Origin of the sequence: Streptomyces sp. NPDC096176, assembly GCF_044763255.1 — a bacterium.
Taxonomy (GTDB): domain Bacteria; phylum Actinomycetota; class Actinomycetes; order Streptomycetales; family Streptomycetaceae; genus Streptomyces.
This window is the reverse complement of record NZ_JBIWFV010000007.1, coordinates 23,382-35,966: the sequence shown is the minus strand read 5'-3', so window position 1 is coordinate 35,966 and position 12,585 is coordinate 23,382. Positions and strand designations below refer to the sequence as shown.

Annotated in this window: 11 protein-coding genes; 10 read left to right on the top strand and 1 reads right to left on the bottom strand. The window is 69.9% G+C overall.

Going from position 1 to position 12,585, the window contains the following annotated elements; all coding sequences use genetic code 11:
* Positions 1–37 precede the first annotated feature (37 nt).
* The gene (locus tag ACIQ7Q_RS20380) at positions 38–697 is read right to left on the bottom strand and encodes a sugar transferase (RefSeq protein WP_403863706.1); all 660 of its coding nucleotides are present in this window, start codon (positions 695–697) and stop codon (positions 38–40) included.
* A gap of 183 nt (positions 698–880) precedes the next feature.
* Here ACIQ7Q_RS20380 and ACIQ7Q_RS20375 point away from each other — a divergent pair, with 183 nt between their 5' ends.
* The 10 genes from ACIQ7Q_RS20375 to ACIQ7Q_RS20330 all read left to right on the top strand — a co-directional run bounded on the left by ACIQ7Q_RS20375 (position 881) and on the right by ACIQ7Q_RS20330 (position 12,571).
* Positions 881–1,891 carry a UDP-glucuronic acid decarboxylase family protein gene (locus ACIQ7Q_RS20375; protein ID WP_403863703.1) on the top strand — a complete coding sequence of 337 codons (1,011 nt, stop codon included), beginning with the start codon at positions 881–883 and terminating at the stop codon, positions 1,889–1,891.
* A complete protein-coding gene (locus ACIQ7Q_RS20370) occupies positions 1,888–2,844 on the top strand; it encodes a WecB/TagA/CpsF family glycosyltransferase (RefSeq protein ID WP_403863699.1) in 957 nt (318 codons plus the stop codon). Before ACIQ7Q_RS20375 ends, ACIQ7Q_RS20370 begins: the two co-directional genes overlap by 4 nt.
* Positions 2,841–3,653 (top strand): class I SAM-dependent methyltransferase, encoded by an 813-nt coding sequence (locus ACIQ7Q_RS20365; protein ID WP_403863696.1) that lies wholly within the window; start codon positions 2,841–2,843, stop codon positions 3,651–3,653. Before ACIQ7Q_RS20370 ends, ACIQ7Q_RS20365 begins: the two co-directional genes overlap by 4 nt.
* A gap of 288 nt (positions 3,654–3,941) precedes the next feature.
* Positions 3,942–5,279 (top strand): glycosyltransferase family 4 protein, encoded by a 1,338-nt coding sequence (locus ACIQ7Q_RS20360; RefSeq protein ID WP_403863693.1) that lies wholly within the window; start codon positions 3,942–3,944, stop codon positions 5,277–5,279.
* Between the two features lie 203 nt (positions 5,280–5,482).
* The gene (locus ACIQ7Q_RS20355; protein WP_403863690.1) at positions 5,483–6,733 is read left to right on the top strand and encodes a glycosyltransferase family 4 protein; all 1,251 of its coding nucleotides are present in this window, start codon (positions 5,483–5,485) and stop codon (positions 6,731–6,733) included.
* On the top strand, positions 6,727–7,938 hold the full coding sequence (locus tag ACIQ7Q_RS20350; RefSeq protein WP_403863687.1) for a glycosyltransferase family 4 protein: 1,212 nt from the start codon (positions 6,727–6,729) through the stop codon (positions 7,936–7,938). Before ACIQ7Q_RS20355 ends, ACIQ7Q_RS20350 begins: the two co-directional genes overlap by 7 nt.
* The gene (locus tag ACIQ7Q_RS20345; RefSeq protein ID WP_403863684.1) at positions 7,925–8,812 is read left to right on the top strand and encodes an FkbM family methyltransferase; all 888 of its coding nucleotides are present in this window, start codon (positions 7,925–7,927) and stop codon (positions 8,810–8,812) included. Before ACIQ7Q_RS20350 ends, ACIQ7Q_RS20345 begins: the two co-directional genes overlap by 14 nt.
* Before the next feature lie 136 nt (positions 8,813–8,948).
* Positions 8,949–9,791: an FkbM family methyltransferase gene (locus ACIQ7Q_RS20340; RefSeq protein WP_403863680.1), complete on the top strand. Its 843-nt coding sequence runs from the start codon at positions 8,949–8,951 to the stop codon at positions 9,789–9,791.
* Positions 9,792–10,028: 237 nt separating this feature from the next.
* Positions 10,029–10,940 carry a hypothetical protein gene (locus ACIQ7Q_RS20335; RefSeq protein ID WP_403863677.1) on the top strand — a complete coding sequence of 304 codons (912 nt, stop codon included), beginning with the start codon at positions 10,029–10,031 and terminating at the stop codon, positions 10,938–10,940.
* A gap of 83 nt (positions 10,941–11,023) precedes the next feature.
* Positions 11,024–12,571 carry an oligosaccharide flippase family protein gene (locus tag ACIQ7Q_RS20330; RefSeq protein ID WP_403863674.1) on the top strand — a complete coding sequence of 516 codons (1,548 nt, stop codon included), beginning with the start codon at positions 11,024–11,026 and terminating at the stop codon, positions 12,569–12,571.
* Positions 12,572–12,585 lie beyond the last annotated feature (14 nt).

Genomic DNA, 12,585 nt, shown 5'->3' with positions numbered 1-12,585 from the left:
GTCTCCCTTCGTCGGGCAGCGTGCGGCTCACGCCGCTTCAGTACGCGCCGTCGCCGCGCGCGACTGCGGGCAGCGTCCGGACGAGGATGTTCAGGTCCGTACGGATCGACCAGGCGTGCACGTACTCCAGGTCCAGGCGGAGCGCCTCCTCCCAGCCGAGGTCGGACCGGCCGCCGATCTGCCACGGCCCGGTGAGGCCAGGCCGTACCAGCAGACGCCGACGGGCGTCCTCGCCGAACAAGGAGTCGTGCACCGGAAGCGGCCGTGGCCCGACCAGCGACATGTGTCCCATCAGCACATTGACCAGCTGTGGGAGTTCGTCCAGCGACCAGCGGCGCAGCCAGCGGCCGGCCGTGGTGACACGGGGGTCCTCCCGGATCTTGAACAGATGCCCGTCGGCTTCGTTGCGGGCGTCGAGCGCCGCCCTCATCTCCTCCGAGCTGACATGCATGGTGCGGAGCTTCAGTATGTTGAACTCCCTGCCGTACCAGCCCGTGCGCTTCTGCCAGAACAGGACGGGCCCCGGTGAGTCCACCTTCACCGCAATGGCCGCCACGAGCAGCAACGGCGCGAGCAGCAGGAGCAGGACGGCGGCGCCCACCACGTCGATGGTCCGTTTGGCGGCCAGACGTCCGCCTCGCGCCCGTCCGTGCGAAGGGGGACAGCGATCGACCGTCACTGCGACGGGTGCAGCCACCTCACCCTCTTCTTCAACTGAACGAGGGAAACATGCCCATCGCAGCGGCATATTCGCGCACCTCACGTATCGAATAGTCCATAACCGACCAATAGATGCAAACACGATGTCGGGGCAGGCCTCGGCAATGACACATCACCTTGCCGCCGCCGACCCGCGGGCGTGGCAGTCGAGAGGACCTTCATGCGTGCTGTAGTGACGGGTGGGGCCGGATTCATCGGCTCCCACCTGTGCGAGCGCCTGCTCGCCGCAGACCACTCCGTGCAGTGCGTGGACAATCTCGTGACGTCCAGCGCGGAATCCATTGCCCATCTGATGGGCAACCCGCGCTTCCAGTTCGACCGCCGGGACATCACCGGGGCACTGAGCGTGCCCGGACCGGTGGACGCCGTGTTCCACCTGGCCTCGCCCGCCTCCCCCGCGGACTACCTGAGGCTGCCCCTGGAGACGTTGCGTGTGGGTTCGACCGGCACGTGGCACGCTCTGGACCTGGCCGTCGCCAAGGGCGCCCGCTTCCTGATGACCTCCACCTCGGAGTCGTACGGAGACCCCCAGGTGCACCCGCAACCGGAGAGCTACTGGGGGCACGTCAATCCTGTGGGGCCGCGTTCCGTGTACGACGAGGCGAAGCGCTTCGGCGAGGCACTGACGATGGCGTACCGCAGGGAGCGCGGCGTGGACGCCAAGGTCGTGCGCATCTTCAACACCTTCGGCCCCAGGATGCGTCCGGACGACGGGCGGGCCATCCCCACCTTCATCCGCCAGGCGCTGCAGGGGGAGCCGATCACGGTCACCGGGGACGGAAGCCAGACCCGGTCCCTGTGCTACGTCGACGACATCGTCGACGGGCTGATGCGGATGATCGAGAGCAGCCACGGCGGGCCGGTCAACCTCGGCAATCCGCACGAGATCACCATGCTCGAGCTGGCCCAGTGGATCAGCAAGCTCACCGAGTCCCCGTCCGAGATCGTGCTGATCCCCCGCCCCCAGGACGATCCCGAGAAACGCCGCCCGAGCATCACGCTGGCTCGCGAACTGCTGGACTGGAATCCCACGACACCGGTGGAGCACGGCCTGCGCGAGACCATCGGGGACTTCCGCCGTCGCGCGGCCTTCGGCGAAGCCGCCGAGCCGAAGCGCGACCGGCTCGACCCCGGTCTGAATGCCGCAACCCGTTCCCGCCGAGCCCGATGAGCGCGCAACCCCTCACGGAAGCGGTAACGGTCCCGGTGGTCGGGTGCCTGGGCGTCCCCATCTCCGCACACACCCGAGAGAGCGCGGCCCGCAGCGTCGTGAGCCTTGCCCAACGGATCCGTGACGCGCGCCGCGCGGACCGGGTGCGGCACACGGACCGAGGACGCGACTTCGACGCCCTTCGCGGCAGTGACGTGCATCTGTGCAATGCCTACACCCTCGCCCTTGCGGACCAGGACCCGGAACTTCGCGAGATCCTTCGCTCGGCGGCGCTCAACCTCCCCGACGGGCAGCCGGTCGTCTGGGCCAACCGCCTGCTCCAGCGCACCACCGCATTGCCGAAAACGCGCGTCTACGGCCCGGATCTCCTCCTGGACGTCTTCGCCCTGAGCCAGAACACCGAGCTGAGCCATTATCTGCTCGGCTCCACGCCCCAGGTGCTGGACGCTCTCCACGGGGAACTGCGACGCCGCTACCCCGGGGCACGGATCGCCGGCACCTGCTCACCGCCCTTCCGCCCGCTGACCGACCAGGAACTGCGGCAACAGGCCGAGGAGATCCGCTCCGCCGGGGCCGACATCGTCTGGGTCGGACTCGGGACCCCCAAGCAGGACCGCTGGGCGGCCGAACTGTGCCGGACAATGCCCGTCGCGGCCGTGGCTGTGGGCGCGGCCTTCGATTTCATCGCCGGTACAAAGCCGCAGGCACCGCCGTGGATGCAGCACAGCGGTCTGGAATGGGTGTTCCGCCTGGGCTGCGAGCCACGCCGACTGTGGCGCCGGTACCTCTTCGGCAACACGCGATTCGTACGCGGGGTGGTACGCCAGGCGACTCGTCCCGTACGAGTCGACGACGGTATTGCGCTCCGTGCCGCGGCCGATCGCCTGAACTCGGGCCGACTCGTCGGCCGGGGTCCGGAAAATCCCGGCGGAGTTCCTAAGGTACGGCCATGACGAACACTGCGGTGACGCCCTCGATGGGGGAGTTGCAGGAGCGCGAACACGGAGTCGGGCACGACTACGCAAAGGGCTCACCACACATTCGGCACCACACGATTCGGGACCGGCTGATCGGGGACCTTCACTCACTGGTGCAAGAAGTCATCGGCCGGAACGGCAAATGCCACGTCCTCGAACTCGGCGCCGGGCACGGCAATTTCACCGATCATCTTCTTGCCGCCGGCGCCCAGGTCACGGTGACGGAGATGAGCGAGCCGAGCGTGCACTTCCTCCGGAGCCGCTTCCGTCACAACCCGAACGTGACCGTGCTTCACGACGACGACGGCACCGTGGCCCGCCAAGCCGAGTCGCTCGACGCCGTGGTGTGCATCTCAGTCCTGCACCACATCCCGGACTACCTGGGAGCCGTGAAGGAACTCGTGGAGCACATCGTTCCTGGCGGTGCGTTCCTCAGCGCTCAGGATCCCCTGTGGTATCCGCGCCGGTCCCGGCTGTCGCTGAGCCTCGACCGCAACGCGTACTTCCTCTGGCGACTCGGTCAGGGCCAACTCCGCCGCGGCCTCTCCACCCGCCTGCGCCGGCTCCGCGGCGTCTACGACGACACGAACGAGGCCGACATGGTCGAGTACCACGTCGTCCGCGACGGCGTGGACGAGGAGGCACTTCGGGAGTTGCTCGCGTCCCACTTCGCTGAGGTGGACGTCCAGCGCTACTGGTCCACCCAGTCGGGACTCCTCCAGGAAGTCGGCCAACGGTTCTGCCCGCCGTCGACCTTCGGCCTCGTCGCCAGGCAACGCCGCTGACTCCCGCCCACCCGTCGACAGCACCGGAGCCGCATGCACGACGTGCACCTGGACAGCGCGTACACGATGTCCCTGAGCGACAGGACAAGATCCTCCGGGTGGGGCTCGGCAGTGCGCCTGGTCACGACCGGTCTGCGAGCCGCGCCGGCTCCGGCGGCGCTGTCGGATCGGCAACGCCCGGTTCGTAGGAGGCGTCGTGCCCTGCGGACGGCCCCGAAGACGACCGCCGCGCCGTCGAGACCGTCAGGTGTCGAGGCGGCGCTCATCGTACGTACAGGAGAGGACGCGTTGACGGCTCCGACCGGCGAGGCCCCGGACACAGGCCACCGACACGAATCTCCGCGGGCCGCCCGGGATGCGCGGGCACTGCGCATCGTCCTGGCCTCGTACGCGTGCGACCCGATCCGCGGCACGGAGCCGGGCATGGGCTGGGCTTGGGCCGAAGCACTGGCGCGGCGCGGACACACGGTCGAGCTGCTGACCTGCCCTCGTGGCGACAACACGCAGCACATCGCCGAGCGCATCGGGACCCTCGGAACAGTGGGGCGGCGGATCAGGACCCACGTCGTACCCACGCCGCCGCGTCCCTGGTGGGTTCGCCTGGTACCAGGCTTCCTGCGGGGCCAGGCCCTGGAGTTCGTGCACTACGACGCATGGCAGCTGCGCGCCCTGGAGCACGCGCGCCGCCACGGGCTCGACGGAGCCGATCTGGTGCACCACGTCTCATACGGCTCTCTCGTGGGTGGCAGCGCGCTGCGCCGTCTCGGACCGCCGCTGGTTTTCGGCCCCGTGGGCGGCGGGCAGACCGCTCCGCGCAGCCACCGGCGCTGGCTGGGACCGGCGTACCTCCAGGAGAGAATGCGGGAGTTGCTGTGGGTGCGCGGCATGAGTCTGCGTCCCTCGTGCCGTGCGACGGTGCGGGACGCCGCTCTGGTCCTGACCACCAATCGCGACACGGCCCTACGAGCACGCCGCCTGGGTCGCGCCGATCCCCGGATGGTCCTCAGCGACGGCGTGCCCGACCAGTTGCTGAAAGAGCCTCCACCGGAGGCGGCGGAGCGGCCGGGACGCCCGCCGACCGTCCTGTGGGTCGGGAAGCTCACTGCCATCAAGGCTCCGGAGCTGGCCCTGCGCGCCTTCGCGCTCCTGCTGGCCGATGTTCCCGATGCCCGCCTCGAGGTGCTCGGGGACGGCCCGCTCCGCGCGGATCTGGAGCGGCTCACCGCACGGTTGGGTGTGGCCGGATCCGTGCGCTTCCGAGGCCACCTGCCCTGGAAGCAGACGCTCGGGGCCTACGACGATGCGGATGTTCTGCTCTTCACCAGCCTGCGCGATTCCTTCGGAGTGCAGAACCTGGAGGCTTGGGCCCGCGGTGTGCCGGTGGTGCATCTCGACCACCAAGGGGTCGGGGACTTCTCCGCACCGGGCGGCGCGCCGCCCGTGCCGCTCGGCGACCCCGCGGATCTGCCGCAGCGCCTCGCCCGCGCGCTCGGCGGAGTGCTCACCGACGAGGAGGCCCGCCACCGGATGTCGGAGGCCGGGCTGCGGTGGGCACGGCAGCACACATGGGCTTCGAAAGCCGAACTAGCCGAGCAGTTGTACGAGACCGTTCTGAACCGCCGCTGAATCGGCGACAGTCCCGCGCGTCCGCTCCAGGGGCCGCCTCTCCGCCCACCGCCAACCCCGCAACCGGAAAGAGCAGCAGACCGCATGCCAGCACCTGATCCGCTCGTCCTGGACTCGTCACGCCACGGGACGCCCGGTCCGACGCACAGACCGGGTACGGACGCGGGTTTCTCGCACCCCGCCATGAGGCCAGGGGCGGCGGCATGAACGAGGCACCCCGTCTCCGGACGGGCAGTACTCCGACGATCCGGGCGGCCTACCGTGTGGCGCTGGTGCACAGCTTCTACTCCTCGCGCCAGCCGAGTGGGGAGAACGCCGCGGTGCTCGACCAGGCGGAGGCGCTGCGTGCCGCGGGGCACGAGGTCACCCTGATCGCCGCCCACACCGACACCTTGGAGACGGAGCGCGGCTACGCTTTGCGCGCGGTGGTCCGGGTCGCCACGGGCCTGGGCCGGTCGCCGCTGGCCGACCTCCGCCGGTTCCGCCCCGACGTGGTGCACGTGCACAATCTCTTTCCCAATTTCGGCACCGACTGGCTGCGCCGCTGGCCCGGTGCGCTGGTGGCCACGCTGCACAACTACCGGCCGGCCTGCGCGGCCGCGACGCTCTTCCGCGAGGGGAAGATGTGCACCGCGTGCCCTGACGGAGCCCGGTGGACGGCGCTGCGGCATGGTTGCTACCGGGCCAGCCGCGGCGCGACGCTCCCCCTCGCCTGGGCAGGCCGCCGTGGAGCGGCCGCCCACCCCCTTCTGCACCGCAGCGAACGGCTGGTGACGCTCTCCGAGCGCAGCCGCGACCTGTACCTGCGGTTCGGCGTGCCGTCGCAGAAGCTGGCCCTGGTCCCCAACTTCGTCGACCCCGGGAGGCCGGCCGGACCGGAGGACCCGACCTCGGTGACACCGGGAGCGGCCGCGCGGTGGGTGTACGCCGGGCGGCTGAGCGAGGAGAAGGGCATTCTGGCCCTGCTCCGGAGCTGGCCGGAGAGCGAACTCCTCGATGTGATCGGCTCGGGACCGCTGGAGTCGGCCTGCAGGGCGGTCGCGCCCGGCGGAGTCAGTTTGCTCGGCACCCTCTCGCGCCAGGAGATCGCCGCCCGGCTGCCCGGATACACGGGTCTGGTCTTCCCCAGCGTCTGGCCCGAGCCCGCCACCGCTCTCGTCTGCCAGGAAGCGCTGGCGGCAGGAGTGCCCGTGCTCGCCCTCGAGGGATCGGCGGCGGCGGACAGTGTGCGCAGGGACGCCACGGGTGCGGTCTACGGCGGCGCCGCCGAACTGCCGCACGCCCTTGCGGCGGCACGCGAGCGCTTTCCCCTGCTGCGTGAGCGCTGCCGCCGGGTGCACGCCGAGCGGTACAGCGTACGGTCCTGGACGGTCGGCATCGAGGCCGTGTACGCACAGGCTCTGGCGCAGGCGGCTCGGAGGCCGGCCGCGGGCGTCGCGGAGCCGTCGTGCTGACCGCCGCGCGCGCCCGGCGCCGCGTCGTCGTGGTGCAGCCCTACGTCCCGGGCTACCGCACGTCCTTCTTCGACCATCTGCAGGTGCGCCTGGCCGCCGAGGATGTCGATCTGGAGGTGCTGCACGGGCCCGCACCGCCGCACCAGGCCGCTCGCCGGGACGCCGCGTCGTGTGCCTGTGCGACGCAGGTCCCCACCCGGCGCCTGCCGGCGCCCGGCGGAAGGTCGCTGCTCTGGCGCCGGGTGCAACGTCGGGCGGCCTCCGCCGACCTGGTCGTACTTGAGCAGGCGCTGCACAACCTGGAGGCGTACCCCCTGCTGCTGCGGCAGCCGATGGGGCGGCTGTCCGGGGGCGCTCCCAGGGTGACCTTCTGGGGCCACGGCCGGACCTACACCAAGCCACCGAGTCGTCTCGAAGCCGTCGCCAAGGTCGGGCTGACCCGGCTGGGTTCGTGGTTCTTCGCGTACACCGAAGGCGGAGCGGCGCATGTCGCCTCCCGAGGATTCCCCCGTGACCGGATCACCGTGGTTCGCAACTCCGTCGACACCAGGGAACTGGTCGCCGCGCGCGCCCGGGCCATGAGGCCGGGAACGGCGGAGTTCACCGAGGCAGCACTACTGCGGAAGCGGTACGGCTTGGTCGAGGGGCGCACCGCCTTGTTCCTCGGCGGGCTGGACTCGCCCAAGAGGATCCCTTTCCTGTTGGACAGTGCCAACCGCGTCGCCGCCGGACTTCCCGGATTCAGGCTGCTGGTGGCCGGCGACGGCGCGGACCGGCGCCTGGTCGAGGACGCGGCGTCGCGGCCGGGTAGCCCGGTGGTCGCGGTGGGCCACGTGGGCGGGCCGAGCGCCGCGCTGCTCGGCGCGGTCAGCGACGTGATGCTGATGCCGGGGCGGGTCGGCCTCTGCGCGGTGGACTCCTTCGCCCTGCGCACTCCCGTCGTGACGACGGACTGGCCATGGCACGCCCCTGAGTTCGAGTACCTGTCGGACGGCCGCAACGCGGTGGTCACGCCCGACGATCCGGCTGCCTACGCCACGGCGGTGATGACGCTGCTGCGCGACCCCGCACGACTGCGGGCCCTCCGTACGGCCTGTCGGGACGACGCCTCCGAGTACACGACGGAGGGGATGGCGGCGCGTTTCTGCAAGGGCCTGCTCCAGGCGATGGAACGAGACCAAGGGAATCCGAATGCAGGTACATGAAGCAGGCGTTCTCGGCAGGGCCGCCAAGGCCGCAGCGCCACGACTGTGTCGGCTGGCGAGCGGACGCCGGATTCGGCAGGGGACTCGGCTGCTCGAGATCTATCTGGAGATCCTCCAGGGGCGAGGCGCCGGAACCGGCTGGGATCTCCAGGGCGAGATCATCGCTGCGCAACGCTTCCTTCGAGATGTCGACGCCCCGGTGATCTTCGACGTGGGCGCCAACTCCGGGCAGTGGTCGAGCGGACTGCACACTGCCCTCGGAACGCGTACCGGTCGATTCTTCATGTTCGAACCACAGCCGGCCTGCCAGTCGGCGCTGGCCGGTACGCCGGTCCCGAATCAGGTGATCATCCCTGCGGCCGTGAGCAACGAGGAGGGGTCCGTGACGATCTTTGCCGACGCCCCGGGCTCGGGGGTGGCGTCCGTCCACAAGCGCCGGGACTCCTATTTCGGCGACATGACGGCTCACCAGGAGACCGTAGCGGTCACCACCATCGACCGAGAGGTCGAGAGGTGGGGACTCCAGCGCATCGACCTGTTGAAACTCGACATTGAAGGCGCCGAGTTCGAGGCACTGAGAGGAGCGGCCGACACTCTCGAAGCGCGAAGAGTCAAGACCATCGCCTTCGAGTTCGGCTCGGCCAACGTCTACTCGCGCACCTTCTTCCGAGACTTCTGGGATCTTCTCACCCCGCTGGGCTATCGCTTGTGGAGGATCTGCCCCGGAGGAGCGCTGTTTCCCGTGCCGGCGTACACCGAAGAGCTCGAGCACTTCCGCGGTGTGAGCAACTACGTCGCGTCCCTGAGAACACCGGAGCACGGCATGACGCGGATGCCCGTGAGCAGGAAACCGTCGGAATACGTCATCGGATGACGCTCCGGGCGGACGCCCGCGGAGAAGCCCCTGCGTAACCTGGTCAATGGTGCCGAGGAGTGAAGCGCCCGCGGAGATCACCGACACTTCGGCGTTGGCGACGGATCTCCACGGCTCCTGCCGTACGTTGATGTCCGTGACTGTGCACGAGAACTTGCGGAGTGCCCGCGATTCACTGTTCCGACTCCCCGGTGTGCAGCGGGCGGTCCGGCTCGCCACGATGCGCGGCTGCGTGCCGAATGCCGTCTGGAAGCGCCTGCACCCCACGGGTGTGTGGACGTTGCGCACTCCGGACGGCAGTGGTTTTCGCTATGCCAGCGACGCCGACGACATTCTGGCCCGTAGCCTCGTCTGGACGAACATGCGCCACTGGGAGGAGACCACGCACCCAGTCTTCTTCGATCTCGCCCGCCACGCCAGGGGGTTCCTCGACGTCGGCGCGTTCTCCGGCATCTACACCTTGCTGGCCTGCCGAGCCAATGCGCGTCTCCGCGCGGTCGCTGTCGAGCCCAACCCGGCTGCGATGCGCAAGCTGCGCCGCAACGTCGAAGTGAACCGTCTCCAGGACCGGGTCGTCCTCGTCGAGAAGGCGCTGTCCAGCGCCCCCGGCAGGGCAGTCCTCGGGATCCCGGCCGACACCACCGCCGCCTCCCTTCTCACCACGGAGCCCGCGGTCGACAGGGTGGAAGTCGATGTCACCACCGGGGACCACGCGGTCGGGGACCTTCCGATCGATCTGGTGAAGATCGATGTGGAAGGGCTGGAACCCGAGGTGCTGAGCGGCATGAGCCGCACCATCGCGGACCACCGTCCGACGATCATCGCCGAGTGCCTTGACAGCGCCGCCCTGGACAGACTCCGTGAAACCGTCGTCGAGCTCGGATACCGGCAGATCCGTCACCTCGGGAAGGAAGGAGTGGTAGCGGCCCCGCCGGGTTTCGTTCCTCCGCCCCGTTACGCCAACTTCCTGGTCGACTGACGTTTCTCTATCGGCCCGCAATGCCGCAAGGCCCCGCTGGGACGGCAACATGGGAGGCGAGGAGCAGCAGTGAGTCCACCGGTGGTACTGCACCTCAACAACGAAAACGCGTTGACGCGACGCAGCCGGTTCACCGGTGCCTTCCGCAGACTTCAGGCGGACCGACACCTCAGCCACGTACCGGTCGCGCCACGCGCCGAAGCGCTCCGCGGCGGATGCCGGGCCGCACTCGCAGCGTTGGAAAGCGCAGTCCTCGACTCCCGCCCCGACGTCATCTTCGTTCAGTCCCCGCACGGTTTTCCCTTCTCCTACGAGGACGTCACCCGGCTGCTGCGGCTGGCGGGCTCGCCCCTGGTCGTGTACCAGGAGGGTGACGCATGGGGCGGCAACAAGCGGCTCCCCGTGTCCAGCCGCTCCTGGCTCCGTGTGGCGGATGCCGTTTTCAGTGTCGCGGGAGGCGCGCAGCTGGCCATGCTCCGGGGCATCGCGCGCAAGCCGGTGCGATACGTGCCCCACACACTGCCCCTGGACTGCTTTCCTGAACAGGACCGGCCGGCTCCCCCGGGCGACGGCGCCGTGTTCGACGTGGTGACGATCGGCAACAGCGTGGTGCGGGCGCGCGTCCTCCCCCGTCTGCCGGGTGCCGGTGAGCGGGCCCGGGTCGTTCGCGGGCTTGGGCGACTGGGCTGTCGCCTCGGTGTGTTCGGATCGGGCTGGCACGGGCCACATGCCCGCGGCCCGGTGCCCTTCGAGCGGCAGATCGCCGTCCTCCACTCCGCACGGATGAGTGTGGGGTGGGACCATTACGGGCGGTATCCGGGATACTTCTCCGACCGACTGCCGATCTCCGGGGCCGCGGGCCGTGTCCACGTCGGGCAGGCCCGACCCGGCATGGGATGGCTCCCCGGCCCCGGGGACGGACTCCATCTCATGCGCAGGCCACGGGACGTCGTGGACCGAGTCGGCGACTTGCTGCGTTCGGAACAGCACGAGCTGGACTGGGCCGGGGAACGGCTGCGCCGCTGGGTGCGCTCACGCCTGACCGATCTGCAGTCGGTACAGTTCATGCTGGGGGAGTTCCTGGCACTGCCTTCGCCGCCCGCCGACCCGTGGCAGCAGATCGCGGCCTGGGAGGAGCGCCCGGGGTGACTGCCGGCACCGATTCGGCGGGGGGAGAACAGGCAGGGAAGGAGCCCGACCGCCCGGCTGGGGAGCGCCCGCACGCACAAGTTGTGCTCACCGGAACGCTGTGGAACTACGCGGCGGCGATTGTGGCGGCCTTCCTCCAGCTCGGTTACACGGCGTACACCGGACGCGCCGTCAGTGCTGCAGCCTTCGGCGCCTTCGCCTCCGCTCTGTCCATCACTCAACTGCTGGGCTACTTCGCCAATGCCGGTCTCGCGACGACGGTGCTGCGTTCGCGTGAGCTCACTCACCACCTGCTGGTGGCCACGGTACGCCTGGGCATGCTCAGCGGCCTCGTCTGCTTGGCCGTAGTGGAATCAACGGCTCCGCTGTGGGCCTCGCTGTGGAACGCCCCGGAGGCCACGGGGCTGCTGCGTGTGCTGGGCCTCCAATTCCTCTTTCTGCCCGTGGGGGCGGTGTGCACGGCCGGCTTGCGGCGGCTTCTTGCTCAGCGCACCGCGGTCCTGGTCGAGACGGGTTCGCAGGCCGCCGGACTACTGACCGGGACCTTGCTCCTGGAAGGCGGATGGAACCCGATGGGGCTGGCTGTCACCTCCGTGACCACGCAGTTGGGCATTGCTCTTCTCGCCGGTTTCCTGGTCGCCGGACGACTGCCACTGCTGTCCGGCCAGTCCAAGGGGCGGCCGATCCGGTTCCGCGAACTCGCGGGGAGCTCGGGGTTCCTCTCCGGTCATCAGCTCGCCCAGTACGCAACGAACACCGTTCCGTTGTGGGCGGCCGCCACACTGCTCGGCCCCGTACCGGCCGGGTACTACTCGCGGGCGGCGCTGTTCACGGGGTTGCTCCTCACCATGCTCGCGGCCGGCCTGTCCCGTGTTGCGATCCCCGCGCTGACCAGGGTTCGTGGGCAGGCCCTCGGTCACGACGATCCGTCGGACGCCCGCATCCCCGACGGCCGGGAGCCGCCCGCCGTCCGCCGTGCGGCAACAGACGTACTGCTCGTCGCCTCCGCCCTGTCCTTCCTACCGTTCGCGTTCCTTGCCGGAACCGGACCCCGCGCGCTGGAACTGCTTCTGGGGCCGGGCTGGACGGAGGCCGCCCGGCTGGTGCCGTTGCTCAGCGTCTTCTCCGCCGTCGCCGTGCTGTACGCGGTCGGGCTCTCCGTGGACACGGTGTGCGGAGCCGCCCGCCGGATGACGGTCGCCCAGGCGGCTGCGGCTGCCGCTACCCTCATCGGGGCAGTGGTGGCCACCGCCGGACACAGCCTCACGCTGTTGGTCGTGTCCGCACTGGCAGGTCAGTTGAGCGGTCTCACGGTACAGCTGTGGGCGTGGCGGGGCGGCCGCGTCATCGAGGCACGTCGCTTGTGGACCGGTTACGCGGTGCACGCAGTCCTGGCACTCGTGGTGTACGCGGCGGGAGTCGCCGTCTCCCGGATCGCCGTCGGTCGTTCGTCCGCGGCCACCGTGCTCGTGCTGCTCGCCGTCGCGCTCGTCGCGGCCGCCTGCCATCCGCTGCGCAAGCGCCTTCCGCTGTACCAGGTGGCGGCTGCCCGTGGTCTGCTCGGCCTAGAGCTGCCGTTGCCGGGATCCGGCCGTCAGCGCGGTCGGATCACACGGCCTCAGGCACGCTGAGCATTGCCCGGGTG

Coding starts and splice junctions, on each gene's coding strand:
- ACIQ7Q_RS20375 (WP_403863703.1), top strand. CDS start 881: ATGCGTGCTGTAGTGACGGGTGGGGCCGGATTCATCGGCTCCCACCTG.
- ACIQ7Q_RS20370 (WP_403863699.1), top strand. CDS start 1,888: ATGAGCGCGCAACCCCTCACGGAAGCGGTAACGGTCCCGGTGGTCGGG.
- ACIQ7Q_RS20365 (WP_403863696.1), top strand. CDS start 2,841: ATGACGAACACTGCGGTGACGCCCTCGATGGGGGAGTTGCAGGAGCGC.
- ACIQ7Q_RS20355 (WP_403863690.1), top strand. CDS start 5,483: ATGAACGAGGCACCCCGTCTCCGGACGGGCAGTACTCCGACGATCCGG.
- ACIQ7Q_RS20345 (WP_403863684.1), top strand. CDS start 7,925: ATGCAGGTACATGAAGCAGGCGTTCTCGGCAGGGCCGCCAAGGCCGCA.